The organism is Betaproteobacteria bacterium (assembly GCA_016713305.1).
Classification (GTDB): Bacteria; Pseudomonadota; Gammaproteobacteria; order Burkholderiales.
Genome location: JADJPK010000010.1, coordinates 147,651 through 173,960 on the forward strand (window position 1 = coordinate 147,651; position 26,310 = coordinate 173,960).

Here is a 26,310-nt window from a genome sequence, read left to right on the forward strand (position 1 = left end):
GCCCTGACCTTCCTGATCCTGCAGCGGCCCCGTCCGACGCCCGGCTCGTCCGCCTCGAAATCGGCAAGCGGGAGGTCGTCGCCGGCGGTCTGGCGTTCGGAGACACCGGGCCGTACGAAAAGCTGGCAGGACGCGCGTACTTCGAGGCCGATCCGGCGGACACCCGAAACGCCCGCGTCTTCGATATCGGGAACGCGCCGGTCGACGGGCGCGGACATGTGCAATTCTCCGCAGAGTTCTATCTTCTCAAACCGGTCGACATGGCGCGGGCCAGCCGCACCCTGTTGTTCGAAGTGAACAACCGCGGCAGAAAGATCGCATTCATGCGGTTTCACGATACGCCCTCCTCCGCCGACATGAACGATCCTTCGAGTCCGGCAGATTTCGGCAACGGATTCCTCATGCGTCAGGGACATGTCATCGCATGGGTAGGCTGGGGGGCGGACATTGCGCCGGGCGACAACCGGCTCACGGTCGATTTCCCCAGGACGGAAGAAGACGGAGCACCGGTCACCCAGTTGATCCTCACCGAATTCGGCGACCGCAATTTCAACGGCGGAACCCGACGACACTGCCGTTGTCCGGAGGAAGCGCCTTTCACAGCTTTCCGGCCGTATCCTCGAACAAGAGGATCGCCGAGGCGGAATTGCGGGTGACGCACAGCGACTCGCCGCGTCCTTCCGGACCGGATATTCCGCGAGGCGAACGCGTGGCGGACAAGGACTGGGCGTTCGCCTCGTGCCCCGATGGCTGGCCGGGCACGCCAAGCACGACCGACATCTGCCTGCGCACCGGATTTCGCAACGACCGCAACTATCACCTGATGTACCGGGCCACCGGCTCCCCGGTGATGGGGCTCGGTTATCTCACGACGCGGGACTTCGTGTCCTTCCTGCGGCGCGCCAGCAGCGACGAGGCAGGCGGCGCGAATCCCGTGCCCGGATTGGACACCACACTCTGCCTGGGCATCTCCTCGAGCGGAATGTACCTGCGCGACTTCCTCTACCAGGGGTTCAACGAAGACGAGGATGGCAAGCGGGTGTGCGACGGCATGCACATCCATGTCGCAGGTGTCCACAAGCTTTTCCTGAACTACCGTTTCGCCCAGCCCAACCCCTTCTCCCAGCAGCATCGCGAACGCTACGTGCCGGACACCAATTTTCCCCAGCAGTACGGCGTCCGCGGCAATCCGCGGGATCGCGTGCCGGACGGCATCCTGAAACGCCCCATGTCCGACCCGAAGATCGTGCATACCGACACGTCCAACGAATACTGGCAGTTCCGGGCGTCGCTCGCGGGCACGACGGAAGGGGGCCGCATCGACCTCACGGAACATCCCAGAGTAAGGCGCTACCTGCTGTCCAGTCTCCAGCACGGCGGCCATCTTGGCGATCCGCCGGGGTTCGGGATCGGCGGCAGGCAATGCGAACAATTGCACAACCCGGTTCATCCGGGGCCGATGCTGCGAGCTCTCCTGGCGAGTCTGGAACGATGGGTCCGCAACGGCGAGGCACCGCCCCCTTCCCGAGTGCCGCGAATCGCCGACGGCACGCTGGTGCCTCCCGAGGAACTGGCCTGGCCGGCCATCCCCGGCACGCGCTACGAGGGAATCGTGAACGGGTCGGGGGAGCGGGATTTCGGTCCGGGCGTGCGCGGCAACGCCGGGGTGATCGGCCGTCTCTATCCGGACATCGTCTACCCGCACCGGATTCTCGTGCCCCAGGTCGACTCCCTGGGTCACGACATCGCGGGCATTCGCCATCCTCTGGTGGAAGTGCCGTTGGCAACCTATTCAGGCTGGAACATTCGGCGACGCGAGTTCGGCGAAGGCGATCTTTGCGATCTGTTAGGTTCGGCCATTCCGTTGGCGGGATCCCGCGCGGCGGGCAGAGAAGGGGGTGATCCGCGCCCCGCTCGCGAAGATCTCTATGCCGGCGATGACGAGTACGTGGCAAGGGTCCTGGCCGCCGCCCGGCGCCTGATCGACGACCGACTCATGCTCGCCGAAGACCTGGTCCTGCTCGAGCGTCAGGCCCGGCAGTGGTATCACGCCACATGGAACCGCCCATGAGAGAGCCGTGGCTGCGTTCACCTACGGATATTCCATCCGGGTTTCGGGAAGAAGGCTTCGTCGTGCGACCGCTGACGATCCACGACGTGGTGAAGGACTACGACGCGGTGATGAGCAGCCGCCGCACATTGCGGGGCTTGTTCGGACCCGGTTCCGGCTGGCCCGGGGAAGATCTCTCACTGGAGCAGGACCTCATCGATATTGCCTGGCATCAGAAGGAGTTCGAACTGCGATCCACATTTGCCTACACCATCGTCGATGCCGGGGAGTCGCGCGCACTGGGATGCGTCTATCTCTTTCCGAGCCGGCATGCGAGCCACGAGGCGGAAGCCTTCTACTGGGTCAGGGACAGCATTGCGAACACGCCGCTGGGCCGCCTCATCGATAGATCCGTAAGAAGGTGGATCTCGACCGAGTGGCCCTTCCGGCGCATCGCATTCCCCGGCCGCGACGTGTCCTGGGAAGAGTGGACGACATCATGATCCTGCGCCTCCTCCTCCTCACCGCTGCCGTCCTGATCGCGATCAGCTGGTTTCAGCGGCACTTCTCGCCTCACGCGGCGGAACGCGCGGCCCGCCGCCGCAGGGCATTTCGCACGGCGCTGCGCCAGACCGCCTTCACCATCGGCGCAGTGGCATTCTTCGGCATCGCTGCCTTCGCAGGGTGGCACGCGTTGCGATTCGAGGACAGCACGGCAGGCCTCCTGGCGCTTCTCGCCGTTCCCGTGGGAGGCGCCCTCGCCCTGCTGGCACGAAGGACGGGGCGCAGTTGAGCCCGGATCAACGCCGGCATGTGGAAGGATCGCCAGATCGTCGGTTTTTTCCACCCCAGATTTCCGGCCGATTTATGACATTCCCATTTCGAACGGCAAAAAGATGGCTCCAGGTGTTGAGCGCGGAGGCCGCAGCACCTAACATTGCGCTGTCTGACCGAGCGCGAACCGTTGCCGCGTCCGGGGGCTTGCTGGGTGGATAGAGGGTCCTGCAAGTAACCGCGGCAAACCGGTCGATTCGAGACGGCACAACGAGAACAGTCCGGAGACCGGTCCCCTCGGGGACACTCAGGATCGGCGACAACCACTGCACTGGGCCGCACATGCGCTTCCGCGCCTGCGATCGTCCGACATGAATGCTCCGCTGAGCGCCGAGGAACAGCTCCGGCCTCTGGAAGGCGTTCTCCCCCCCGGCATCGGACGCCCTGCAGGCGCCAATGTGACCGCCCCCGATCCCAAGGCCCGCGCACTTCTCTCCCGCATCCTGGGAATCCGGTCGGCGACCGAGGCTCTGGTGGCCGGCCTCAGTGCTGAAGACTGTGCGTTGCAGTCGATGCCCAAGGCGAGCCCGATCAAATGGCACCTCGGCCACTGCACGTGGTTCCTCGAGACCTTCGTTCTGGTTCCCCACGCCCGGCGTTACCGCTCGGCGAACGAGAGCTACGATGCCATCTTCAATTCGCATTTCGAAGCGCTCGGTCCGCGGCTTCCCAAGGAAACGCGGGGACTGCTTTCGCGCCCTTCCCTGGACGACGTGCTGTCGTATCGCGGACACGTCAACGAAGCGCTCGCCGAATTCCTGACCGCGCGCTGGCCGTTGCCGGACGGGGCAAGGGATGCGCTGGAACTCGCGCTGCAGCACGAGCAGCAGCATCAGGAACAGATGGTTGCCGATCTCAAGCATCTGTTCTGGTCCAACCCGATGCGGCCAGCATTCCGGCCCCTGCCGCTTCAGGCCGCGACAGCGTTGAAGCCGCTCGTATGGTTTCCCTGCGCGGAGGGCGTGCGCGAGATCGGATATCCAGGTGACGGTTTCTGCTTCGACAACGAACGGCCCAGGCACCGGCAATTCCTCAACGGCTTCGAGATCGCATCGCGCCTGGTGACCAGTGGCGAGTTCCAGGATTTCATGGACGACGGTGGCTACCTGCGCCCCGAGTTGTGGATGGCCGACGGCTGGACGCACGTCAAACGCCTGGGGTGGTCGATGCCCCTCTACTGGGAGCGTCAGGGCCGCAAGATGATTCAGTTCACGTTGTCCGGCATGCGGGAAGTCGAGCCCGATGAACCGGTGTGCCACGTGAGCTGGTACGAGGCGGACGCCTATGCGCGCTGGGCCGGCGTGCGCCTGCCCACCGAGGCGGAGTGGGAGGTCGCGGCGCTCGACGCGACTCAGGGCGGAAACTTCGCCGAGTCGGGTCGCCTGCACCCCTCGCCACTGATGGCACTGCGTGCCGACTGGGGCGCCGCCCAGCTGTTCGGCGACGCGTGGGAGTGGACCACGAGCGCGCACCAGCCGTATCCCGGATACCGGCCCACCGCCGGCGCGCTGGGTGAATACAACAGCCGCTTCATGGTGAACCAGTTCGTGCTGCGCGGAGGCTCCTGCGCAACGCCGCAGTCGCACATTCGCGCGAGCTACCGCAACTATCTTTCACCCAACGCCCGCTGGCACTTCACAGGCATTCGTCTCGCCCGCGACACTGGGAGCTGACCCATGGCGCCGGCCCCGAAATTCGCGGCCTGTGCCGGTCGAATCGTTCTGGCGGCATCGTCACCCACGGCAGGTCCACTGCTGCGCCTGATCCTCAGACACATCGAGTGCGAGCCGGGACAGATCTCCCTCGTCTCTCCCGACGCGGAGGCGGGCCGCGAGGCCGCCGATCTGGGCGTCCGATTCGAACGACATGCGGTCACTCGTGACGAACTCGTTCCCCTGTTCGACCGGCACCTGCAAGGGGGCGACCTGTTCATCAGCGACGAAGCCACTCTGGGCACGCTCGATGCGCTGTCACTCTGTCAGGATCGCGCTGTGCTCTACTGTGACGGCCGGCTGACCTCATGGAGTCACGCGTTCGACACACCGGCGGTGTCCCTCGACGGGCGCAGCGCGTATGCCATGCGCAATTCGGCGCTTGCCCGGCGCGACGCTACCCGGGAGGGCCCGACCGCTGTCTTCGGTCACGGCGGCAATCCGGGCTTGGTGAGCCACTTTGCCAAGCTGGCGCTGATCAAGGTGGCGTCCGATACCGGTTCCCAGGAAGAGGAACCCGCAACGCGAGCCGATTGGGCAACGCTCTGCGCATCGCTGGGCATCCGGGCCATTCATTTCACAGAAATCGACGAGCAGACCACCACAGAGGGGCGCGGGCCGAACGAGTTCGTGGACACTGCCGCCCCGGGCGCCCTTGCCTCGTCCTCCGTCATGGCGCCCGAGCTGGGATGGGGAACGCACGAACGCCATTGGCCTCTCGAGGGGCGGGACTTCGGTTACGGATGCGGTGCCGCCATTCGCATGGCACGAACCGGCCTGTCCACATCCATACGATCGTGGACTCCAGCGCTGGGCAACGTTAGCGGGGTGCTGCTGTCTCGAGCGTCGGCGACGAGTGTGGCCGATCTGTTGACGATCCGGGAATCCGGACGGACGGCGTATCGGCCGACCTGTCACGCCGTGGTGCGGCCCTGCGACGACGCGTGGTTGTCCATGCGCGAGTTCCGGGATCTGCATTACCGCGCTCCCGCCAGGCTGCGAACCGCGGCGAGCGAAGGAATCGAGGGGCGGGTCGAACTGGGCGTTCTGCTGATGGGACACTCACGTGGCTCCTACTGGTTCGGCTGCCGGCTGGAGGCGGGCGAAGCGCGATCGCTCTGTGCACGGGCAAGCCCCGGCGCGCTCCTTTGCTCCGCTTCGCTGATGGCCGCAGCGGCCTGGACGCTCAATCATCCGGATCGCGGAATCCACGAACCCGAAGATCTGCCCCACGAGCAGATCCTGGAGATGTGCGCCCCCTATCTCGGGCACGTGGCCGGCACGTATTCCGACTGGACGCCGCTGGCGGGACGAGGGCATCCGTTTCCCGAGGAACTGGACGAAGCCGACCCGTGGCAGTTCAAGAACTTTCGCATTGGAGGATGACCGGCATGATCATCATCGACCGGCTGGACCATGTCGTCATCACGGCCCGGGACCTCGCCGCCACCTGCGACTTCTACGGCAGGGTGCTGGGAATGCAGATCGCGACGTTCGGCGCCGGGCGCAAGGCACTCGTGTTCGGACATCAGAAGATCAATCTCCATCAGGCCGGTGCCGAGTTCGACCCCAAGGCCCACAGGCCTACCCCCGGGTGCGATGGATCTGTGTTTCATCGCCGCGACACCGCTCGAACGGGTCATCGCTCATCTGCGCTCCGAGGGCGTCGACATTCTGGAGGGTCCGGTGAAACGCACCGGTGCGACGGGTCCCATCCTGTCGGTGTACTTCCGCGACCCCGACGGCAATCTGATCGAAGTGTCCAACCTCATGGAGACCGAAGATTGATGCATGCCCCCGGGAGCGCCGTTGCCGGTCCGAGGCGATGAAGCGCTCATGAGTGACGGCGAAGCCACACCCGTGCGTTGTGCGTGGTGTCTCAAGGGAGGTCCGTTGGACGTCGAGTACCACGACCGCGAATGGGGCGTCCCGGTCCACGATGAGCGCACCCTGTTCGAATTTCTGGTGCTCGAAGGCGCCCAGGCGGGGTTGTCCTGGACCACGATCCTCAAGAAGCGGGAAAACTACCGGCGGGCCTTTGCCGGGTTCAACCCACGAGACGTGGCCGGCTTCACCGACGAACACGTGAATGAGTTGCTGGCCGATCCCGGCATCGTGCGCAACCGGCTGAAGGTGCAATCGACCGTCACCAATGCCCGCGCCTGGCTCGACGTCGCAGCGCAATTCGGCAGCTTCGATGCCTATCTGTGGCAGTTCGTGGACGGCAGACCGATCGTGAATCACCGGCGCACCCTGGCGGAAGTACCGGGGAGCACACCGGTATCCGACCGCCTGTCGAAGGATCTCGCCAAACGGGGCTTCCGGTTTGTCGGCACCACCATCGTGTACGCCTATATGCAGGCGGTGGGCCTGGTCAACGATCACACGACAGACTGTTTTCGCTGGCGCGAGGTCCAGGGAGGATCTGACTAGAGTACGCGCTCGCGGCGGAGGACGGCCGGGCGCTTGATCGACAGACCGGACCGGATCGGCTACCCTCCGCGTCCGCGGATTGCCCCCCGCAGGGGGCCTGCCACCGCAGCAGAACGGCGCGCTCCGGCAGGGACGGAGACGCCGGCGCCGCCCACCATCGCCGTCGAACATGACGCCAGAGCGAAACCTCACCCGATCCCCCTTTCCCCGCAGAGTCGCGCTTTCCGACGCCCTGCCGCTCATCGCGGCCGGCAAGACCGGAGCCCTTCCATCGGCTGCCGTCTTCGAACACGGCTCACTTCAAGTGAAGCTGTACATGCCGCGGGGGCAGGACCGGCAGACGCCCCACGTCCGCGACGAACTCTATGTGGTCGCCACCGGGTCGGGCATGTTCTCCAATGGAACCGAGAGGCATCCATTCCGGCCTGGGGATGTGCTGTTCGTCCCGGCGGGCACGGAGCATCGTTTCGAGGATTTCTCGGACGATCTGCTAGTCTGGGTCGTCTTCTACGGTCCGGAAGGCGGCGAACGTCCAGGAGATCGGCCATGATCTCCCGGGAGACTGCCCCCGCCGGAGCGCCTCCTGCGGAGGCGCCCCCGGTTGCCGTTTCCGTGGTGATTCCGGTCTACAACGAAGCGGAGAATCTTCCCGATCTCGTCGCTCGTGTGCACGACGCCGTGGCTCCGACGGGACGAAGCTTCGAACTCATCTGCGTCGACGACGGATCGCGGGATGCCTCGGCCCGGATCCTCCAGGAACTTGCCCGGACGCGCGCCTGGCTGAGACCGGTCTACCTGATCCGGAACTACGGCCAGTCCACCGCGATGCAGGCCGGCTTTGACATTGCCCAAGGCGAGATCATCGTGACCCTGGACGGTGACCTGCAGAACGATCCCGCCGACATTCCGCGGCTGCTCGATCTGCTCGATCACCATGCGGACGTCGACGTGATCTCCGGGTGGCGCAAGGCCAGGCAGGATGCGGCGATCTCGCGCAAGCTGCCCTCCATGCTCGCCAATGGCCTCATCTCCAAGGTGACCGGCGTGCGCCTGCACGATTACGGCTGCGCGCTGAAACTCTACCGCAGCCAGGTCATCCACGATCTGCGGCTGTACGGGGAGCAGCACCGCTTCATTCCGGCGCTGGCCGCGGAAGTCGGCGGCAGGATCATGGAAGTGCCGGTGATGCATCACGCACGCACGCGCGGCAAGTCCCAAGTACGGCATCGATCGCACGTTCCGCGTGCTGCTTGACCTCCTCTGGATCAAGTTCCTGCTGCGATTCCTGCACCGCCCCATTCACGCCTTCGGAGGCCTGGGGCTTGGGCTCGGCTCCGTGGGCGGAGCCATTCTGGCCTGGCTCGGCGCCGAGAAGCTCCTGCTGGGCCACTCCATCGGTGGGCGTCCACTGCTTCTGCTGGGCGTGCTGCTGGTGCTGATCGGTGTGCAACTGGTGGCGACGGGTGTGCTGGGGGAACTGCTCACGCGCATCTATCACGAGCCGCAAGGCCGGCGGCAGTATCAGACCCGGGCGTCGCCGCGTCCGGTTTCGCCGCGCGCGGCCGGCGTTCCCGGCGACGCGCCGCCCGGGTGAACGCGGCGTCGACGGCACGCCTCCTTCTGCGGATCGTCGCGGGGCTGGCGCTGCTTGCCGGCACCGTGTGGATGGTCGGCCCGCGCAAGCTCCTCGATGCGGTCACACGCGTGGACGCTCAGGTGCTCGCCGCAGCGCTCGCGCTTTCCATCTGTTCCAACATCGCGTCCGCACACCGGTGGGCGATGATTGCGCGGGCCCTGGGACTCGACGCGCCCGGTAACCGGCTCGTTCCCATGTACGCGCGGGGAATCACCAGCAACATCCTTCTACCCGGTGCGACGCTCTCGGGAGACATGCTGCGCGCCTATGAGCTGTCGCGCCTCGGCAATCCGCTGCTGGAATCGTCCGTGTCCGTCGCCTTCGACCGCTTCAGCGGCTTGTGGACGCTCTGCGTGTTGTCCTTCGCGGCCTCTTCTGCCGCGTGGTTCGCCGGATTCGCGCTCGCCACCGGGGCTCACGGACGCGAGGTTCTCGCGACCTATGGCGCCCTGCTCGCCGCCATTGTCGCCGGACCGTTCGTCCCGTGGCCGGCGGGCATCCTCCGGCATCTCCCCATCAAGGCCGGAGCGAGGCTCGCCGACCTCTGGGACCGGTTCCGGGATCCGGCCACCGGGCTGCGACGCCGTCTCGCGCGGTCGCTCGGTCCTTCGCTTCTGGTACAGATCCTTTCCGCTTCCGCGCTGGCCTGCTGTGCGCGTTCCCTCGACGTGCAGGTCCCCTGGCTGCTCCTCGTCGCTGCCGCGGCTCCCATCTTCGTCACGGCGGCACTGCCGGTGGGCGTCGCGGGATTCGGAACACGGGAACTCGCCGCGGCTGCCGTTCTGGGTGCTGCAGGCGTGGGGACGGATCAGGCGGTGGCCACGGGGCTCCTCTACGGAGTGCTGGGCGTCATCCAGGGGGTGCTTGCCGCGCCCCTGTTCCTCGTGCGCCGCTGACCGGACGCGCTTCGGGCGCAATGCCTGCGCTCGCGGCGCTGTCGTACACTCGCCCCCCTCATGATCCACCCGCCCCGCACCTCCCTCCTCCAGGACATTGCAAGCCATCGCGCGCTCGTGGCGATCGTCTGCACCGGAGTGCTGTTCTCGTTTTTCGTGGGTCTGGGCAGCGTTCCGCTGTTCGATCTGGATGAAGGCGCATTCTCCGAAGCGACACGCGAGATGCTCGAACGCGGGGACTACATCTCGACCTTCCTCAACGGCCAGCCCCGCTACGACAAGCCGGTCCTCATCTACTGGCTGCAAGCCGTCTCGGTCATCGTCTTCGGCATCAACGAGTTCGCCTTCCGGCTGCCGTCAGCGCTGTGCGCCACGCTATGGGTCGTGTTCGTGTTTCTGTTCGTGCGGCGAGTCCGCGATACGCGAACCGGGCTTGTGGCGGCGGGCTTCACCGCCACGGCCGCTGGGATCACCGTGATCGGCAGAGCCGCGATTGCCGACGCGCTGCTGAACATGCTGCTGGTGGCGGCCTGCACATCGGCGTATCTCTACTTCGCGGAGCGGGACCGGCGATGGCTCCGCGCCGCGTTCGTGGCGATTGGGTTCCGTCTTCTGGCGAAAGGACCGGTGGCCGTGCTGATACCGCTCGCGACAACGTTCCTTTACAGCCTGACGCGCCGCGAACTGGGCGTCTGGGTGCGCGCGGTGTTCGATCCGGTCGGGATCGGCCTCATGCTGGCGATTGCCGCCCCCTGGTATGCCGCCCAATACTGGAAGGAAGGCGACGCGTTCATCCGCGGGTTCCTCTTCAAGCACAACGTCGACCGCTTCAGTGCTCCGATGCACGGATTCCGCGGAAGTGTCTTCTTCTATGTGCCCTGGCTCTTTGTCGCGACCCTGCCCTTCCTGAGCCCGCTGCTGCATGCATTGCGAAATGCCGGCAGCTTGTGGCGCGACCAGGCGGGCCGGTTCTGCCTGCTGTGGTTCCTCTTCGTGTTCCTGTTCTTCTCCCTTTCCGGCACCAAGCTGCCCCACTACGCGTTCTACGGCTACACCGGCGTATTCGTGGCGATGGCACTGACGTCTTCGGGGCTGCGCTCGCCGGTTCTGTCACTGCTGCCGGCATTGCTGCTGTTCCTCGGATTGCTCGGGATCCCCACCCTCATCGATACCCTGTCGCCTGGCGTGCAGGACCCCTACTATCGGGAAGCTCTGGCCGCGATTCCCGGCAAGCTCGGCAGTCCCTTCATGGTGATCGCCGTGGCGCTGGCGCTGTCGACACTGCTATCCATGCTGTCGATGCGGCGCATCGACATCGAGACCAAGCTCCTTCTGGCGGGCGCCGGGTTGGCGGCGATCATGGCGCTGTTCGTGTTGCCGGTGGCAGGCGATGCGCAGCAGAGTCCCATCAAGGAAGCGGCGATGATCGCCAGGGAGCGCGGCTATCGGGTCGTGATGTGGGGTCTGGACACGCCCAGCTTCATCGTCTATTCGGGCGCTCTGGTGGAGAAGCGCGATCCCCGCCCTGGCGAGATCGCGTTGGCCAAGGTCAAGCGGCTGCATGAACTGCCAGGCTACGAGATCCTGTTCCGCAAGCATGGAATCGCGCTGGTGCGCGTGACGGGAAGAGCATCCGATGGCTGACGATCATCTCGCATGGCGCGACGTGCTCTCCGTACCACTCATTGCGCTGTCGCTGGCCGCATGGGTGTTCGCGACGGGGACCGATCGAGCCGTGTTTCTTGCGGTGAACGGCTGGAGCGAGGTGACGGGATCCGCTCCCTGGCCTTACATCACCATACTGGGAGATACCGCCGTGGCCATCGCCCTGCTCACGCCGGTGATGGCAAGACGGCCCGATCTCGCCTGGGCTCTCGCCATCGGCGGTATCGCCGCCACGTTGTTCGTGCATGGATTCAAGCCCTTTCTCAACGTGGCGCGCCCGCCGGCAGTGTTCGACCCGTCGCAATTTCACCTGATCGGCCCCGGCTATCGGGCCAACTCTTTTCCTTCAGGGCATACGACGACGATCTTCTTTGCGGCGGCGCTCCTTTGTCTTCACTTCCGGTCCGCGACCCTCCGGATTGCCGTCGTCGCCTTGGCGATCCTGGTGGGCCTGTCTCGAATCGTGGTGGGTGTGCACTGGCCACTGGACGTGCTGGTCGGCGGCGCGGGAGGCTGGGCCTGTGCGGCATTCGGTGTGTGGGGTTCGGGCCGCTGGCTTGGCGGACGAAGCGCCACGGCGCATTGGATCATCACGCTCATCGGGGCCGGATGCGGGATCGCGCTCGTCGCGGGACTCAAGACCGGTTATCCCGAAGCATTTCCACTGCAGTTGGCTGCAGGGTCTGCAGCCATCGGTGCCACGCTCCTTCGCACGATGCGGAGGTTCGGCACGACAACGAGAACGGAGAATCGGCATGACTAGCGCAGCATCCCGGGGGGCCACCCCCTTCGTGTGTTACGGAACGAGCGTCCGGCGCGGCACGTCGGGGGTCACCGCATTCGCCATCTTTCACCGGCGCGACGTGACGCGAGCCCGCAAGGCATTCATCAAGGCGCGTACGGCATTGGGCGCGCCGCACACGGTGCGATTCGATTCCCGGGCGCTGCAACCCGGTGCGGATCCCTTGGCTCCGGCGGGCATCGAGGAGGCCCGGCAGCGCCTCGCGCACATGATCGAGACGTTCAATTCCGTGCCGGGAATGCTGCGCTACGCGTACATCGATCTCTCGGCGTACCCCTTGGACCTGGACGAAAGCACCGAAGGACAGAAGGCCTGGGGAGAAGTCGGACGAGTGCTACGCAACGCATGCTTTGCCGTTCCCGCCGGCGGGGAACTCGGCCCCCAGGAGCACGAATGCGAAGTGCTGATGGCCGAAGACGGTGACCGGAACGCGTACGCCCATGGTGTTCTCTTCGATCTCGCCGACATGATCGGTCACGCCTGCGCCACGTCCCTGCTCGCTGGCGAATCCGGTTGGGCCCAGACGGCGCTGGATGGGGTCCGGTACTGGTCGAAGCAGGAAGTCAGGCACCGGTTCGAGGAAAGGAGCGGACTCGCCGAGACTCAGAACCACTAGGGAGCGATGACCAGGCATGCCCGCGTCGATCTGGGTGCTGGATCAGGCAGAGCCTGGGAAGCGCACGCCGGACGATCGGGGCGGACCGACGGGGAACCCCTCCGGGGCATTCGAGGCGGACGGGGCCACGACTTGCTCCGCAGGAAGACGAGGCATGTGACGCCGGAGCGGCGAGTCCCCCGTTCCGTCGTTCGCTTCGTGTGCAGCAGGGCTTCTTCGTACCGCGACGCAATGACGACCGACCCAATGGTGGTCAGCGGGGCGGTCAGCGGGGCGGTCAGCGCATTCGCCTGTTCACCGTGGGGTTCAGCGGAACAGGATCATCGCCTTGGTGATCGTGATCCAGACGCCCCACGCCAAGGGTATCCCAACCAGCAGCCAGAACAGCGGAACCAGAATGCCCTGTCCTCCCGTGGCCGGGGCGCCAGCGTCACCGGCTGCTCGCGTCGATGCCGCGGCGGCCGCCGAACGCTCGTGCGACAGTTTGCGTTCCGCCGCCAGTTCTTCGTCCGTCATGAACCACTTGTCCGCGACCGGCCGTACCAGCAGATTGCAGATGAAGCCGCCCACCAGCAGCGCGGCAAGCACGTACATGGTCGTGTCGTAGGCATCGCTCTTGGGCACGCCCGACTTGATCTGCGCATCGTTGATGTAGTTCACCAGCACCGGACCAAGAATTCCTGCGGCCGACTAGCCGGCCATGAATGGCACCGACCATCTGGGTTCCGAACATGTCGGCCAGGTAAGCGGGAATCGTCGCGAAGCCGCCGCCGTACATGGTCAGGATGAAGCAGAACAGACCCACGAAGAGCGCCACGCTGCCAGAGTGCCCCGCCGACGGCGCGTACGCATACAGGAGGCATCCGAGGACGAAGAACGTGAAATACGTGACCTTGCGTCCGATGTAGTCCGAGAAGGACGCCCAGAGGATCCGGCCCGCGATGTTGAACAGGCTCAACAGCCCGGTGAAGCCCGCGGCGATCGCGGCGATCTGACCCAATTGATCCTTGCTCAACTGGTCGAACTTGAGGTCGAGGCCGATGAGCCGCCCACCGAAGACCTCCTGCAGCATGGGCGAAGCCATGCCGATCACGCCGATGCCGGCGGACACGTTGAGGCAAAGGATTCCCCAGAGCAGCCAGAACTGCGGCGTGCGCCACGCCTTGTTCAAGTGCACGTGACGCGTTGTCATCATGCTCTTCTGGTTCTGGTTGGATGGCGGCGTCCACCCGGCGGGCGTCCAGCCTGTGGGCGGGACCCGGTACGCGAACGCTCCGATCAGCATGAACACGAAGTAGATCGCCGCCATCGTGAGGAAGGTCTGCCACACGCCCACGGACGTTTCGGTGGCGAACACCTTCATCAGCCGGTCTGCCAGCGGCGAACCGATCATCGCTCCGCCGCCGAACCCCATGATGGCCATGCCTGTCGCCATGCCCCGCCGGTCCGGAAACCACTTGATCAGGGTCGATACCGGCGAGATGTAGCCGAGCCCCAGCCCGATTCCTCCGATGACGCCGGAGCCGAGCCACATCAGCCATAGTTGGTGGTTGTATACGCCGATGGCCGACAGCACGAGACCGCCACACCAGCACAAGGCACTGACCACCCCCACCTTGCGAGGCCCGACGTGCTCAAGCCACCCTCCCCAGATGGCGGCACTGGAACCGAGGAACACGAAGAACAGGGTGTACATCCAGCCCAGCATGGGCTTGTCCCAGTCGCACGTCGTCGTGAAGAGCATCTCTACCCACGACATGTCGGGAGGGCAGGCGATCGGTTTGGTGATGCCCAGTGCCTTGGTGAGCGGCAGCCAGAACACGGTGTAGCCGTAGGCCATGCCGATGCACAAGTGGATGCACAACGCGGCCGGAGGCACGAGCCAGCGATTGAATCCCGGCTGTGCGATGATCCGTTCCTTGTCCAGTATGCCAGCCATGGGCCGGTCCCTCCCTTTGTTTTACGTTTCGTTTCCGGCCCCAATGGCCGCACGCCGCGCGTTGCACCGCAATGGGCGCTCCTCCTCTCATGGGATCTGCGCCGTGCGACGGCGAAAGATGATACCGGTGTTCGCTTGGCACGAACAAGGCGGAGAAATGCCCGTCAGGGCGAGGATTTCCGGCGATTCCGTCACGCAGTTCGGCAGTTGCGCCAATCCATGACCGAGGGCTCGAACGGCGGAGCGGCGCCTCACCCGGACGGCATCACGGGTGTCGTGCTGGCGGGCGGACTGGGCCGGCGAATGGGAAACAGGGACAAAGGACTCGTCCTGCTGGAGGGGCAACCGCTGGTCGCTCGAGTCCTCGCGCGATTCTCGCCCCAGGTGGACGAACTGCTGGTGAATGCCAATCGTCATCTGGACCGGTACGCCGCGTATGGCTACCGCGTCGTCAGCGACGAAGTTTCCGGCTTCGCCGGCCCCCTCGCCGGTTTGCATTCCGCCATGCGCGCAGCGCGCTTCGAATGGCTTGCCTGCGTGCCGTGCGATGCGCCAGACCTGCCTCGCGACCTGGTGTCGAGGCTTCGGCGAGCGGTCCAGGTGAACGAGGCAGATGCGGCCATGGCCCGTGCGGCCGGCCGCGTGCATCCCGTCTTCTGCATCTGCCGGCGCAGCACCGCCGGGAATCTGCAACGCTATCTGGAGAATGGCGGACGGCGCATGGAGGAATGGCTGACCACGCTCGGAGTGGTATGCGTCGACTTCGACGACGAGCCAGAGGCGTTCAGAAACGTGAATACACCGGAAGACCTGGAATCGGGTTGCGGCGCGTCGGAGTGAAACGACTGCCGGCTTCGCCGCCGGCTCAGCGAGGAGTGACGGGCTGAGGGGTTCCGCTCGATGCAGGCGCCGTCTCGTGAGCAGTGGCGGCTGTTACCTGAGGCGACGTATCGAGCACCTGAAAGAAGACTTCGTCGTTCCGGATCATGCCCAGTTCGGCGCGGGCTCGCTCCTCGATGGCGTCGTATCCCTGCTTCAGGTCACGCACTTCGGCCATGAGGGCATCGTTGCGGCTGCGCAGACCGCTGTTGACCTCGCGCTGCGCAGCCACTTGCGTCTCCAGATCGTGCACACGCAGCCAGCCGCCCTTGCCGAACCACAGCGGGTTCTGCAGCAAGACGATGACCCCGATCAGTGCGACGGTCAGAAGGCGCATGTCCTCATCCGATGTGATAGAAGGCGTCCCGGCCTGCATAGGAAGCCGAATCACCGAGGTCCTCTTCGATGCGCAACAATTGATTGTACTTGGCGAGCCGGTCGGAGCGCGACAGGGACCCCGTCTTGATCTGCAGGGCATTCGTTGCCACGGCGATGTCCGCGATGATGGTGTCCTCCGTCTCCCCGGACCGGTGAGACACGACGCTGGTGTAGGAAGCGCGCTTGGCCATTTCGATGGCTGCAAACGTCTCGGACAACGTTCCGATCTGGTTGATCTTGATGAGAATCGAATTGGCGATTCCGCGTCGGATCCCTTCTTTGAGGATCCTGGTATTGGTCACGAATACGTCGTCACCGACCAGTTGCACTTTCTTGCCGAGACGTTCGGTGAGGATCTTCCAGCCATCCCAGTCATCCTCCGCCATGCCATCCTCGATCGTGACGATCGGATACTTCTCGGTCCACGCGCCCAGATAGTCGGCGAATTCCGCCGACGTGAGCTGAAGCCCTTCGGATTCGATGTGATAGCGGCCGTCGCGATAGAACTCCGAACTGGCGCAGTCAAGGCCGATCAGCACCTGGTCCCCGGCCGTGTATCCGGCGGCATCGATGGCCTCGAGAATGAGTTCGAGGGCAGATTCGTTGCTGGAAAGGTTCGGCGCGAAGCCGCCTTCGTCTCCCACCGTCGTCGGCATGCCGCGCTTGTCGATCAGCTTCTTGAGCGTCTGGAACACTTCGGCACCGCATCTCAAGGCGTCCCGGAACGTCGGCAATCCCGCCGGCAGGATCATGAACTCCTGCAGATCGAGACTGTTGTTTGCGTGCGCACCGCCATTGATCACGTTCATCATGGGCACCGGAAGCTGCATTCCTCCGGCTCCCCCGAGATACCGATATAGAGGCAATCCCGCTTCCTCCGCGGCCGCCTTGGCCACCGCAAGCGACACGGCCAGCAGCGCATTGGCACCAAGCCTCGATTTGTTCTCGGTCCCGTCCAGATCGATCATCGTCTTGTCGATGAACGCCTGTTCCGTCGCATCGAGACCGATGATGGCCTCGCAGATCTCGGTGTTGACGTTCTCCACGGCCTTGAGGACGCCCTTGCCGCCGAACCGGCTCTTGTCGCCGTCGCGAAGTTCGATGGCTTCGCGCGTGCCCGTCGATGCACCCGAAGGCACCGCTGCACGTCCGCTGACGCCGGACTCGAGCAACACGTCCGCTTCCACTGTGGGATTGCCGCGCGAATCGAGAATTTCCCGGGCGACGACATCTACGATCGAGCTCATCTTGTCTGATTCCGTGTTGGGTCTGCCGCGACCGTTCTACGTGCGAACCGCGGCAGGGTGAGTGATCCAGTCTTCCGCGAACCCGCTGCGTTTCACGAGTTCGTCGAGCTGCTTCAGAGTTTCCAGCAATCCGGCCATGTGCTCGAGCGGCCAGGCGTTCGGCCCGTCCGACAGCGCCTTCGCCGGATCCGGATGAGTTTCCATGAACACACCGGCCACGCCTGCAGCGACGGCGGCTCGCGCAAGCACCGGTACGAATTCACGCTGACCTCCGCTCGCATTGCCCTGGCCCCCTGGAAGCTGAACGGAATGCGTCGCGTCAAATACGACCGGACAGCCGGTTTCGCGCATGACCATCAGGCTGCGCATGTCGGAGACGAGATTGTTGTAGCCGAAACTGAACCCGCGCTCGCAGACGAGGACGTTGTCGCCGCCACTTGCTTCCCTGGCCTTGTCGACGACGTTCTTCATCTCCCAGGGAGAGAGGAACTGGCCCTTCTTGATGTTCACGGGCTTGCCCGCCGATGCGGCCGCACGAATGAAATCGGTCTGTCTGCACAGGAAGGCGGGTGTCTGCAGGACATCCACCACCGCTGCCACTTCGGCGAGCTCGTCCATGCCATGCACGTCGGTGAGGACGGGAACCGACAGCGAGCGCTTGACGTCGGCCAGGATCTCCAGCCCCTGTTCCCGCCCGGGACCACGATACGACTTCGATGAGCTTCGGTTGGCCTTGTCGTAGGAAGCCTTGAAGATGAAGGGCACACCCAGGCGAGCGCAGACTTCCTTCAGATGCCCGGCAATATCCATGACCGACTGCCGGGACTCCACGACGCAGGGCCCCGCAATCAGGAACATCGGCTTGTCCAGCCCGGCCTCGAATCCGCACAGTCTCACGGACGCTCCTCCATTGCCCGGAATCCGTGCGCCATGCCCCCGTTCCTGTCGTCAGTCGCTCCGCGCATGCTCATGCGGCTGAACTGACGGCTGGCCGGCCGGCTCCAGTGGTATTCGACTTCCGCCTGATCGCGGCCTCGATGTAGGCCTTGAACAGAGGATGACCCGCGCGGGGCGTGGAAGTGAACTCCGGATGGAACTGGCAGCCGATGAACCAGGGATGCTCGGGCAGCTCGATCATCTCCACGAGCTTCTCGGCCCCCACCGACCAGGCGCTCACTCGGAGTCCTGCATCGGTCAGCCGCTGAAGGTGGCTGTTGTTCACCTCGTAGCGATGGCGATGCCGCTCGGACACGCGATCCGCTCCGTAGACCTGTCTCGCCAGTGACCCGGATGCAAGCGCCGCCTCCTGCCCGCCCAGACGCATGGTGCCACCGAGATCGGACTTTTCCGAACGGGTCTCCACTTTGCCCTCACGGTCCAGCCACTCCTCGATCAGCGCGACGACGGGATACGGGGTATTCCGGTCGAACTCGGTGCTGTGCGCTTCCGCCATGCCTGCCTTGTGGCGAGCGTACTCGATGACGGCCAGCTGCATGCCCAGACATATGCCCAGATACGGCATGGCGTTTTCGCGAGCGTACCGGATGGCGCGGATCTTCCCTTCCACTCCCCGTTTGCCGAATCCGCCGGGGACGAGGATCGCATCCATGCCGTTCAGGATATCGGTGCCTTGCGCTTCGATCTTCTCCGAATCGATGTAGTGGATGTTGATCTTGGCGCCGGTATGGATGCCGGCATGCGTGAGCGCCTCGGACAATGACTTGTAGGACTCCGTGAGGTCCACGTACTTGCCCACCAGCGCGATGTCCACTTCATGCTGAGGATGCTCGAGCCTGTAAACCAGTTGTTCCCACTCCACGAGACTGGCGGGAGGGGGAGTCAATTCGAGCTTGCGGCAGACGATGTCATCCAGCCCCTGGTTGTGAAGAATCGCCGGGATCTTGTAGATGCAGTCCACGTCCATCGCCGAGATGACGGCCCGTTCCTCGACGTTGGTGAACAGGGCGATCTTGCGGCGTTCGTCGTCGGGCAGACGTCGGTCGGCCCGGCAAAGCACGATGTCGGGCTGGATACCGATCTCGCGCAATTCCTTCACCGAATGCTGTGTGGGCTTCGTCTTGATCTCGCCCGCCGACGCGATGAACGGCACCAGCGTGAGATGGATGAAGCAGGTGTTGTTGCGTCCGAGTTGCAGGCTCATCTGCCGGATCGCTTCCAGGAACGGAAGCGATTCTATGTCGCCCACGGTGCCGCCGATCTCGACGATGGCCACGTCCGCGTCGCCCGCGCCCAGCCTGATGAAATGCTTGATTTCGTCCGTGATGTGCGGAATCACCTGCACCGTGCCGCCCAGGTAGTCCCCGCGCCTCTCCTTCTTGATCACGCTTTCGTAGATCTGACCCGTCGTGAAATTGTTGCGCTTGCTCATCCGGGTGCGGACGAAGCGCTCGTAGTGACCAAGATCGAGGTCCGTTTCGGCTCCGTCGTGGGTCACGAAGACCTCGCCGTGCTGAAAGGGACTCATCGTTCCCGGATCCACGTTGATGTACGGGTCGAGCTTGAGGAGCATGAGCTTGATGCCGCGCGATTCGAGAATCGCGGCCAGAGAGGCGGCGGCGATACCTTTGCCCAGGGAGGAGACCACACCACCTGTCACAAAGATGTACTTGGTCATTCGCCGATCACCGTCATATCCCTTCGCATGATAATCCAGATCGCATCGCTCGCGGACGTCGTGTGCGCGCGGCGTGAGAGCGGGGCCGGCAAACCGCCGGCGAATCGCCGGGAGTCCCGGCTGGAGACCTCACGCCGCACCCGATGGAAAGATCGGGAGGCGCGGGTCAGACCGTCGCCAGTTCAGGCTTCCGGGGCGAATTGGCCAGGAAGAGCCACGTGTCGACCACCGTGTCGGGATTGAGCGAGATGGTGTCGATCCCCTGCTCCACCAGCCACAGGGCCAGATCGGGGTGATCCGATGGACCTTGCCCGCAGATGCCGACGTACTTGCCTTGCTTTCGGCAGGCCTGAATCGCCAGCCGGAGCAACGCCTTCACCGCAGGATCGCGCTCGTCGAAAGCGTCCGCAACGATGCCGGAGTCGCGGTCCAGTCCGAGAGTGAGCTGCGTCAGGTCGTTGGAGCCTATCGAGAATCCGTCGAAGTGCTGCAGGAACTGCTCGGCCAGCAAGGCGTTGGAGGGAATTTCGCACATCATGACGACCTTGAGTCCGTTGACGCCCCGCTTGAGTCCATTGTCACTCAACAACGACACTACGCGCCGCCCCTCTTCCACATTGCGGACGAACGGCACCATGATCTCGACATTGGTCAGCCCCATCTCGTCCCGGACCTTGCGAAGTGCCCGGCATTCCAGCTCGAAGCAGTCGCGGAAACTGGACGACACATAGCGCGATGCCCCGCGGAAACCCAGCATGGGATTCTCCTCGTCGGGTTCATAGCGTTTGCCGCCCACGAGGCTCGAGTACTCGTTCGACTTGAAGTCCGACAGGCGGACGATGACCGGTTTGGGATAGAACGCAGCAGCCAGCGTGGCAATGCCCTCGGTGAGCTTCTCCACGTAGAAGGAGACAGGATCGCCGTACGCGGCAGAGTGGGATTCGATGACGTGCCGGACATCCACGGGAACATCAGGGTAGGCGAGCACGGCCTTGGGATGAACGCCGATCATCCGCGCGATGATGAACTCGAGTCGCGCCAGGCCGACGCCGGCATTGGGCAAACGGGAGAACTCGAACGCCAGTTCCGGATTGCCGACGTTCATGTAGATCTTCACGGGAGGATCGGGAAGGGTCTGGACCGACAGGTCCGTGACCTCGACCTCCAGCCGGCCCCTGTACACGAAGCCGGTATCTCCCTCGGTGCAGGACACCGTGACTTCCATGCCGTCCTTCAGGACCTTGGTCGCATCGTTGCAACCCACGACGGCCGGGATGCCCAACTCGCGCGCGATGATCGCCGCATGACAGGTGCGGCCGCCACGATTGGTGACGATGGCCGCGGCGCGCTTCATGACCGGCTCCCAGTCCGGATCGGTCATGTCGGTGACGAGCACGTCTCCCGGCTGGACCCGGTGCATTTCCTCCGGGTCCTTGATGAGCCTCACCACGCCCACGCCCGCGCGGTTGCCGATCGCGCGTCCGGAAACCAGGATCTCCGAACGGGTCTTCAGACGGAAGCTCTGCTGGGTGTCGTGCGTCGCGTTCGACTTGACCGTCTCCGGGCGAGCCTGAAGGATGTACAGCTTGCCGTCCTCGCCGTCCCTGCCCCACTCGATATCCATCGGTCGCGCGTAATGCTGCTCGATGATCATGGCGTAGCGGGCGAGTTCCTGCACTTCGGCATCGGAGATCGAGTATCGCCGCCGGTCTTCCTCCGGGACGGGTACGGTGACGACCGACTTGCCCGCCGTCGCCGACGCGCCGAAGATCATCTTGATCGCTTTCGCTCCCAGCGCCCGGCGCAATACGGCAGGCTTGCCCTCCCTGGCGCCTTGCTTCCAGACGTAGAACTCGTCTGGATTCACTGCGCCCTGGACGACCGTCTCGCCGAGCCCGTAGGACGAAGTTATGAACACCACCTGATCGAAGCCCGACTCCGTATCAATGGTGAACATGACACCGCTTGACCCCAGGTCGCTGCGCACCATTCGCTGGATGCCGCAGGACAGCGCGACACCGGCATGGGCAAACCCCTTGTGGACGCGATACGCAATGGCGCGATCGTTGTAGAGAGAAGCGAAGGTGTGGCGAACGGCCTCGATGACGTTGTCGAGCCCGCGAATATTCAGGAAGGTTTCCTGCTGCCCGGCGAAGGACGCGTCGGGGAGATCTTCGGCCGTCGCGGAAGACCGGACCGCCACCGTGGCGTCCCCTGTTGCCGACAATCGACGGTAATGCTCGGCGATATCGGACAACAGTCGCGCAGGCAGCGGGGCATCCGAAATCATCGCGCGGATCCGCTTGCCCGTGGCCGCCAGCTGGGTGACGTCCTCGACGTCGAGCGATGCCAGTTCCTGGTCGATGCGGGACACCAGTCCGGTTTCGGTCAGGAAGTCCCGGAATGCGTCAGCCGTCGTGGCGAAGCCACCGGGAACCCGCACACCCACCTTGGTCAAGTGGCTGATCATCTCCCCCAACGAGGCATTCTTGCCGCCGACGCGTTCCACGTCGGTCATTCGCAATTCCTCGAAGTCCAGCACGTAGGGAAGATGAGAGGTCATTTTGGGTTTTCTCCGTGACGAATTCGCTGGCCGAATGCAAAAAAAGTGCTATGGTACCGGATCGGGTATTGCAGCGCAGCATCGCACCTTATCATGAGCGAATCGCCAAGCCGACGAGCCTTTTTCGTGTCGGACCGGACCGGCATCACGGCCGAGATGCTGGGTCACAGTCTTCTGTCCCAGTTCGAGGGGATGCCCTTCAAGGAAGTCACCCTGCCCTTCGTGGATTCGGTCGAACGAGCCCAGCAGGCCGTCCGCCAGATCGAGCGGGCGCGCGAAGAAGATGGCATTCGTCCTCTGGTCTTCAGCACCCTGGTCGACCCGGATCTGAGTTCCGTCATCGCAACGGCCGATGCGCTGTATCTCGACTGCTTCCAGCGATTCATCCTGCCGATGGAGCAGGAACTGGGAGTGCAGCACACGCGGGAGATCGGTCGAGCGCACCGCGTGCGCAATCTGGATGAGTACCACGCGCGCATCGAAGCGGTGAATTTCGTCCTGTCGCACGACGATGGCGTCTCGACCAAGGAGCTCACTCACGCCGATGTCGTACTCGTCGGAGTGTCCCGCTGCGGCAAGACGCCTACCTGTTTGTACCTCGGCCTCCAGTACGGCATCCGGGCCGCGAATTACCCGCTCATCCCCGAAGATTTCCGGGACATGAATCTCCCCGCGAAACTGCAGAAGTTCCGTCGCAAGTTGTTCGGCCTGACCATCCAGGCCGACCGCCTCGCTCAGATCCGGAACGAGCGCAGGCCCAACAGCAACTACGCCCAGATCGAGAACTGCCAGTACGAGATCGACAGAGCGGAACTGCTCATGCGCCAGGAAGGGATACCCTACATCGATGCCACGAACCGTTCGATCGAGGAACTCGCGACGACGATCCTGCATCAGGCGCAGCTTCAAAGACAGGTCTATTGATCCGAATCACGGCATGGCGTCCGCCAGTTCGATCCCTCAGCGAGCTTCCACCGCCTGCCGAAGCCGGGGAAGGTAACGCGCGACACGCCCGTCGCAGGCAGTCTGGGCGCGTGCGTATTCCTCCGGTGTGTCGATCGCGGCGTGCTGCCGCCGGACGTCCTTGAGATCGCGCTCGGCACGAGGTACCCAGTAGTTGCCGATCTCCGCTTTCAACCGGCGTTCCAGATCGTCCCGTTGGCCGATGTGTGTGGAGCCAGCCAGGCGGTTCTGAAGCTCACTCTGCAATTGCAGGGACACTTCGCGCAAACGACGCACGTGTACGTCGACGTGCCTCATCTCGTGGGCGTAGACGAAATCGAACGCGCACGCGTCTTCCACGAATTCGCGTCCCACGTATACGAGCACCGGCTGATATCGAAGCGTCATCTGCAATGCGGGGCGGATGCACGATTGGCCGGTTCTTCGGTCCTGAAGGCTCGTGAAGCCCCACTTCGCCTCGACACGCAGCGCAGGCCGGGTCAGCCCCAGGACCCAGCGATAGCCTGCATCCTCCCCGGCCATGCGAGTCAGTTCGTGATACGAAAGTGTCTTGTCGACGACAGGCTCCACCGGGGCCGTTCGCACCTGCACCCTGCCTGGAGGGAGCCGCCGTTCGCACTCGTCGATGAATTCCCTGCCCGGTGGTTTTCCGGAAGCGCAACCCGAAACACCCAGCGCCAATGCACAGATCGCCGCCCGTAGCCGGGTCAATTTGGCTCCGCCTCCCCTGCACGTGGCCATAGCGTCGAACCCTTCGATGCCTGGTCCAGCTGCTCCAGATAGCGCGCGTGCTCGGCCAGTTCTTCCTGCACCGCGTCAAGGACGATGAAATGAAGATCCCGCACGTCCAGGGTGACGTGAGCGACCGCCGACATCGATTCACCCGTGTCGATCACGAGACTTTCCTGGCCCCGGGTCATCGACAGATAGACTTCCGCAAGCAGGCGCGCATCAAGCAGCGCACCGTGTAGAGTCCGGGCAGAATTGTCCACGCCGTAACGTTCGCAAAGGGAATCGAGACTGTTGCGCTTGCCCGGATGCATGTCCCGTGCAAGGCGCAAGGTATCCAGCACGGACGGTGCGAGTGCATCGACGGGCCGAAGATCCAGTCGGCCCAGTTCCGCATTGAGGAAGGCCAGATCGAAGGGCGCGTTGTGTATGACGAGCTGTGCGTCCTTCACGAAATGGAGGAACTCGTCGCAGACCTCGGCGAAACGCGGTTTGTCCTGAAGAAATTCCTCGGTCAGCCCGTGGACCTCCAATGCGCCGGGATCGCTCGCCCGTCCCGGATTGAGATATTGATGGAAGGTTCGCTCCGTGATCCGCCGATTGACGATTTCGACACAGGCGATTTCAACGATCCTGTGGCCGAGCGAAGGATCCAGTCCGGTGGTTTCCGTGTCGAGTACGATCTGTCGCATGGTCAGGAGAGATCAGGAACGGTTCACCGAAAGCACGCCACGGTTGGCAAGCTCATCCGCACGTTCGTTTCCGTCATGCCCCGCGTGGCCCTTCACCCAAAGCCAGTCGATGTGATGGGCGGACGCCAGTCGGTCCAACTGTTGCCACAGGTCGACGTTCTTCACGGGCTTGTTGTCCGCCGTTCGCCAACCCCGACGCTTCCACGAACCCATCCATTCACTGACGCCCTTCTGCACATATTGGGAATCGGTATGAACGCGTGCGTGAACTGGCCGCTTGAGGAGGGTCAGGGCCTCGATCACGGCACGCAGTTCCATGCGGTTGTTGGTCGTCATCGGCTCCCCGCCGAAGATCTCCTTCTCGGCTTCGGCAAAGCGTAGGAGCGCACCCCATCCACCAATCCCCGGATTGCCCTTGCATGCCCCATCGGTATAGATCTCAACGCTTTCCGTCATTCGTCATCCTGATTCTTCGTCGAGGGCCCCACCACCCGCCGGGCCCGTTGCACATGTGCCAGCCGGCGTGGCACGGCCGCCAGCACCTTGCGCTTGGCCGACGCCATGCGCCACTTCGGTGTGATGAGCTTGGCCCCCTGCACTCGCTTGATGCCATGCAGAAAATAGACACCGCCCGCGAAGGGCCACCAGCGATCGCCGGCCTTTTCCATGAATCCGAATCGATGGATCCATTGTTCCTTTCGACAGGGCGGTGCGTACGCAGCCATGCGGCCCGCAGCAAGCTCGAAATTGAGCAAGGCCATCCAGTCCTTGATCCTCGCCAGACTGATGAACTGACCACACCACGGAAAATCGGTGACGTCGCGTCTCAACCAACGCGTCGCACCCCACAGACTCCAGGGGTTGAAACCGGAAAGGACAATGTGTCCTTCGGGCATGAGGATTCGCTGTACCTCCCGCAGCACCTGGTGCGGATTCGCGGAAAATTCCAGCGTATGGGGCAAGACCACGAGATCGATGCTGGAAGAGGCGACCGGCAGTTCGCAGATATCGCCGCGTATTCCGACCGGCCCGTCCGGCCCCAGGACGGACTTGTAGGGCATGCGATTGGCGCTCAGGAAGTCATGACCCGGGAGACCGAGTTGCAGCGCACGGAAGCCGAACGTATCGACCACTTCCGCGTCGAAGAAATTGCGCTCCCGCACCAGCAGGTAGTCACCCAGCGGAGTTTCGAGCCATTCGGAGAGAGACGCGTTCATCGATTCGCTGTCGCAGACATGGCGTCGCCGGTCCCGGCACAGATCCCGAGACAGCCGACATGAAGATCCGGATGCTCTGACATCGACCTTGGCAACAGGAATCGCCTGGTGCACCGGCATGATGGCCGTTGGAGTCCCGATTTGACAGGGGGAGATCCCCGTCACAAGGCGGGCGCAGTATACCGGTCGGCATCTGGCTCGGCGACAACGCAGTGAGCGGGACCGGGCCTTGCGACATCAAGTTTGCGGCTACGGGGCCGTAATCGTCAGTGTTCTGCGCCCAGACGGCGCGAAGAATACGATACGACGGTTCGAGAGGCATGGACCGCCTGTTTTGGAGGCACAATTTCTTGACGAAAATCAATGGTCTGTATAGGATTATTGAAGCTCTGAGACAAGGCTATCGAATGGTCCGCAATTCAAC

General features: G+C 63.9%; 23 protein-coding genes and 3 pseudogenes. 16 read left to right on the forward strand and 10 right to left on the reverse strand.

What is annotated here, in order from left to right:
- Positions 1–218 precede the first annotated feature (218 nt).
- The 14 genes and pseudogenes from IPK20_14695 to IPK20_14760 all read left to right on the forward strand — a co-directional run bounded on the left by IPK20_14695 (position 219) and on the right by IPK20_14760 (position 12,644).
- Complete coding sequence (locus IPK20_14695) at positions 219–656, forward strand: hypothetical protein (GenBank protein MBK8017843.1); 438 nt, start codon at positions 219–221, stop codon at positions 654–656.
- Positions 653–2,071: a hypothetical protein gene (locus tag IPK20_14700; protein ID MBK8017844.1), complete on the forward strand. Its 1,419-nt coding sequence runs from the start codon at positions 653–655 to the stop codon at positions 2,069–2,071. The genes IPK20_14695 and IPK20_14700 overlap by 4 nt, the downstream gene beginning before the upstream one ends.
- Positions 2,068–2,553 carry a GNAT family N-acetyltransferase gene (locus IPK20_14705; GenBank protein MBK8017845.1) on the forward strand — a complete coding sequence of 162 codons (486 nt, stop codon included), beginning with the start codon at positions 2,068–2,070 and terminating at the stop codon, positions 2,551–2,553. Before IPK20_14700 ends, IPK20_14705 begins: the two co-directional genes overlap by 4 nt.
- Positions 2,550–2,843 (forward strand): hypothetical protein, encoded by a 294-nt coding sequence (locus IPK20_14710; protein MBK8017846.1) that lies wholly within the window; start codon positions 2,550–2,552, stop codon positions 2,841–2,843. The genes IPK20_14705 and IPK20_14710 overlap by 4 nt, the downstream gene beginning before the upstream one ends.
- Before the next feature lie 352 nt (positions 2,844–3,195).
- Entirely contained in the window at positions 3,196–4,557 is a 1,362-nt protein-coding gene (locus IPK20_14715; GenBank protein ID MBK8017847.1) for an ergothioneine biosynthesis protein EgtB, read from the forward strand.
- 3 nt (positions 4,558–4,560) lie between these two features.
- On the forward strand, positions 4,561–5,982 hold the full coding sequence (locus IPK20_14720; protein MBK8017848.1) for a saccharopine dehydrogenase NADP-binding domain-containing protein: 1,422 nt from the start codon (positions 4,561–4,563) through the stop codon (positions 5,980–5,982).
- 5 nt (positions 5,983–5,987) lie between these two features.
- Positions 5,988–6,384 (forward strand): annotated as a pseudogene (locus tag IPK20_14725) (VOC family protein).
- Positions 6,385–6,432: 48 nt separating this feature from the next.
- Positions 6,433–7,029 carry a DNA-3-methyladenine glycosylase I gene (locus tag IPK20_14730; protein ID MBK8017849.1) on the forward strand — a complete coding sequence of 199 codons (597 nt, stop codon included), beginning with the start codon at positions 6,433–6,435 and terminating at the stop codon, positions 7,027–7,029.
- A 169-nt stretch (positions 7,030–7,198) separates the two neighbouring features.
- Complete coding sequence (locus tag IPK20_14735) at positions 7,199–7,579, forward strand: cupin domain-containing protein (GenBank protein ID MBK8017850.1); 381 nt, start codon at positions 7,199–7,201, stop codon at positions 7,577–7,579.
- Positions 7,576–8,623: pseudogene (locus tag IPK20_14740) on the forward strand (glycosyltransferase family 2 protein). Before IPK20_14735 ends, IPK20_14740 begins: the two are co-directional and overlap by 4 nt.
- Positions 8,620–9,561: a flippase-like domain-containing protein gene (locus IPK20_14745; protein MBK8017851.1), complete on the forward strand. Its 942-nt coding sequence runs from the start codon at positions 8,620–8,622 to the stop codon at positions 9,559–9,561. The pseudogene IPK20_14740 and the gene IPK20_14745 overlap by 4 nt, the downstream one beginning before the upstream one ends.
- 60 nt (positions 9,562–9,621) lie before the next feature.
- The gene (locus IPK20_14750) at positions 9,622–11,205 is read left to right on the forward strand and encodes a glycosyltransferase family 39 protein (GenBank protein MBK8017852.1); all 1,584 of its coding nucleotides are present in this window, start codon (positions 9,622–9,624) and stop codon (positions 11,203–11,205) included.
- Positions 11,198–11,989: a phosphatase PAP2 family protein gene (locus IPK20_14755; protein MBK8017853.1), complete on the forward strand. Its 792-nt coding sequence runs from the start codon at positions 11,198–11,200 to the stop codon at positions 11,987–11,989. The genes IPK20_14750 and IPK20_14755 overlap by 8 nt, the downstream gene beginning before the upstream one ends.
- Positions 11,982–12,644, forward strand: coding sequence for a hypothetical protein (locus IPK20_14760; GenBank protein MBK8017854.1), 663 nt, complete (start codon positions 11,982–11,984; stop codon positions 12,642–12,644). The genes IPK20_14755 and IPK20_14760 overlap by 8 nt, the downstream gene beginning before the upstream one ends.
- Positions 12,645–12,950: 306 nt before the next feature.
- On the opposite strand, the pseudogene IPK20_14765 reads toward IPK20_14760, so the two are convergent.
- Positions 12,951–14,583 (reverse strand): annotated as a pseudogene (locus tag IPK20_14765) (OFA family MFS transporter).
- Positions 14,584–14,802: 219 nt separating this feature from the next.
- Here IPK20_14765 and mobA point away from each other — a divergent pair.
- On the forward strand, positions 14,803–15,423 hold the full coding sequence (gene mobA / locus IPK20_14770; GenBank protein MBK8017855.1) for a molybdenum cofactor guanylyltransferase: 621 nt from the start codon (positions 14,803–14,805) through the stop codon (positions 15,421–15,423).
- 25 nt (positions 15,424–15,448) lie between these two features.
- On the opposite strand, the gene ftsB is transcribed toward mobA, so the two are convergent.
- The 5 genes from ftsB to ppsA form a co-directional block, all read right to left on the reverse strand.
- Positions 15,449–15,799, reverse strand: coding sequence for a cell division protein FtsB (ftsB, locus tag IPK20_14775; protein MBK8017856.1), 351 nt, complete (start codon positions 15,797–15,799; stop codon positions 15,449–15,451).
- 4 nt (positions 15,800–15,803) lie between these two features.
- Positions 15,804–17,087 (reverse strand): phosphopyruvate hydratase, encoded by a 1,284-nt coding sequence (gene eno / locus IPK20_14780; GenBank protein ID MBK8017857.1) that lies wholly within the window; start codon positions 17,085–17,087, stop codon positions 15,804–15,806.
- 36 nt (positions 17,088–17,123) lie between these two features.
- Positions 17,124–17,984 carry a 3-deoxy-8-phosphooctulonate synthase gene (gene kdsA, locus IPK20_14785; GenBank protein ID MBK8017858.1) on the reverse strand — a complete coding sequence of 287 codons (861 nt, stop codon included), beginning with the start codon at positions 17,982–17,984 and terminating at the stop codon, positions 17,124–17,126.
- A 70-nt stretch (positions 17,985–18,054) separates the two neighbouring features.
- Positions 18,055–19,722 (reverse strand): CTP synthase, encoded by a 1,668-nt coding sequence (locus IPK20_14790; protein MBK8017859.1) that lies wholly within the window; start codon positions 19,720–19,722, stop codon positions 18,055–18,057.
- Positions 19,723–19,888: 166 nt separating this feature from the next.
- Positions 19,889–22,285 (reverse strand): phosphoenolpyruvate synthase, encoded by a 2,397-nt coding sequence (gene ppsA / locus IPK20_14795; GenBank protein ID MBK8017860.1) that lies wholly within the window; start codon positions 22,283–22,285, stop codon positions 19,889–19,891.
- A gap of 93 nt (positions 22,286–22,378) precedes the next feature.
- Here ppsA and IPK20_14800 point away from each other — a divergent pair, with 93 nt between their 5' ends.
- Positions 22,379–23,209: a kinase/pyrophosphorylase gene (locus IPK20_14800; protein MBK8017861.1), complete on the forward strand. Its 831-nt coding sequence runs from the start codon at positions 22,379–22,381 to the stop codon at positions 23,207–23,209.
- A gap of 36 nt (positions 23,210–23,245) precedes the next feature.
- Here the strand turns inward: IPK20_14800 and IPK20_14805 are convergent, their stop codons facing one another.
- The 4 genes from IPK20_14805 to IPK20_14820 are packed head-to-tail and all read right to left on the reverse strand — an operon-like array spanning position 23,246 to position 25,886.
- Positions 23,246–23,959, reverse strand: a complete 714-nt coding sequence (locus IPK20_14805; protein MBK8017862.1) for a hypothetical protein — start codon at positions 23,957–23,959, stop codon at positions 23,246–23,248.
- Positions 23,956–24,669: a DNA polymerase III subunit epsilon gene (gene dnaQ / locus IPK20_14810; protein ID MBK8017863.1), complete on the reverse strand. Its 714-nt coding sequence runs from the start codon at positions 24,667–24,669 to the stop codon at positions 23,956–23,958. The genes IPK20_14805 and dnaQ overlap by 4 nt, the downstream gene beginning before the upstream one ends.
- A 12-nt stretch (positions 24,670–24,681) precedes the next feature.
- Positions 24,682–25,125 carry a ribonuclease HI gene (gene rnhA, locus IPK20_14815; GenBank protein MBK8017864.1) on the reverse strand — a complete coding sequence of 148 codons (444 nt, stop codon included), beginning with the start codon at positions 25,123–25,125 and terminating at the stop codon, positions 24,682–24,684.
- Positions 25,122–25,886, reverse strand: coding sequence for a class I SAM-dependent methyltransferase (locus IPK20_14820; protein ID MBK8017865.1), 765 nt, complete (start codon positions 25,884–25,886; stop codon positions 25,122–25,124). The genes rnhA and IPK20_14820 overlap by 4 nt, the downstream gene beginning before the upstream one ends.
- Positions 25,887–26,310: the final 424 nt, after the last annotated feature.

What these genes read in the sequence shown, in the direction of transcription:
- IPK20_14730 (MBK8017849.1), top strand. Translation starts at nt 6,433, where the DNA reads ATGAGTGACGGCGAAGCCACACCCGTGCGTTGTGCGTGGTGTCTCAAG.
- IPK20_14715 (MBK8017847.1), top strand. Translation starts at nt 3,196, where the DNA reads ATGAATGCTCCGCTGAGCGCCGAGGAACAGCTCCGGCCTCTGGAAGGC.
- eno (MBK8017857.1), bottom strand. Translation starts at nt 17,087, where the DNA reads ATGAGCTCGATCGTAGATGTCGTCGCCCGGGAAATTCTCGATTCGCGC.
- IPK20_14705 (MBK8017845.1), top strand. Translation starts at nt 2,068, where the DNA reads ATGAGAGAGCCGTGGCTGCGTTCACCTACGGATATTCCATCCGGGTTT.
- IPK20_14735 (MBK8017850.1), top strand. Translation starts at nt 7,199, where the DNA reads ATGACGCCAGAGCGAAACCTCACCCGATCCCCCTTTCCCCGCAGAGTC.
- IPK20_14820 (MBK8017865.1), bottom strand. Translation starts at nt 25,886, where the DNA reads ATGAACGCGTCTCTCTCCGAATGGCTCGAAACTCCGCTGGGTGACTAC.
- rnhA (MBK8017864.1), bottom strand. Translation starts at nt 25,125, where the DNA reads ATGACGGAAAGCGTTGAGATCTATACCGATGGGGCATGCAAGGGCAAT.
- IPK20_14800 (MBK8017861.1), top strand. Translation starts at nt 22,379, where the DNA reads ATGAGCGAATCGCCAAGCCGACGAGCCTTTTTCGTGTCGGACCGGACC.
- IPK20_14750 (MBK8017852.1), top strand. Translation starts at nt 9,622, where the DNA reads ATGATCCACCCGCCCCGCACCTCCCTCCTCCAGGACATTGCAAGCCAT.
- IPK20_14720 (MBK8017848.1), top strand. Translation starts at nt 4,561, where the DNA reads ATGGCGCCGGCCCCGAAATTCGCGGCCTGTGCCGGTCGAATCGTTCTG.
- ppsA (MBK8017860.1), bottom strand. Translation starts at nt 22,285, where the DNA reads ATGACCTCTCATCTTCCCTACGTGCTGGACTTCGAGGAATTGCGAATG.
- IPK20_14760 (MBK8017854.1), top strand. Translation starts at nt 11,982, where the DNA reads ATGACTAGCGCAGCATCCCGGGGGGCCACCCCCTTCGTGTGTTACGGA.
- IPK20_14790 (MBK8017859.1), bottom strand. Translation starts at nt 19,722, where the DNA reads ATGACCAAGTACATCTTTGTGACAGGTGGTGTGGTCTCCTCCCTGGGC.
- IPK20_14755 (MBK8017853.1), top strand. Translation starts at nt 11,198, where the DNA reads ATGGCTGACGATCATCTCGCATGGCGCGACGTGCTCTCCGTACCACTC.
- mobA (MBK8017855.1), top strand. Translation starts at nt 14,803, where the DNA reads ATGACCGAGGGCTCGAACGGCGGAGCGGCGCCTCACCCGGACGGCATC.
- IPK20_14710 (MBK8017846.1), top strand. Translation starts at nt 2,550, where the DNA reads ATGATCCTGCGCCTCCTCCTCCTCACCGCTGCCGTCCTGATCGCGATC.
- dnaQ (MBK8017863.1), bottom strand. Translation starts at nt 24,669, where the DNA reads ATGCGACAGATCGTACTCGACACGGAAACCACCGGACTGGATCCTTCG.
- ftsB (MBK8017856.1), bottom strand. Translation starts at nt 15,799, where the DNA reads ATGCGCCTTCTGACCGTCGCACTGATCGGGGTCATCGTCTTGCTGCAG.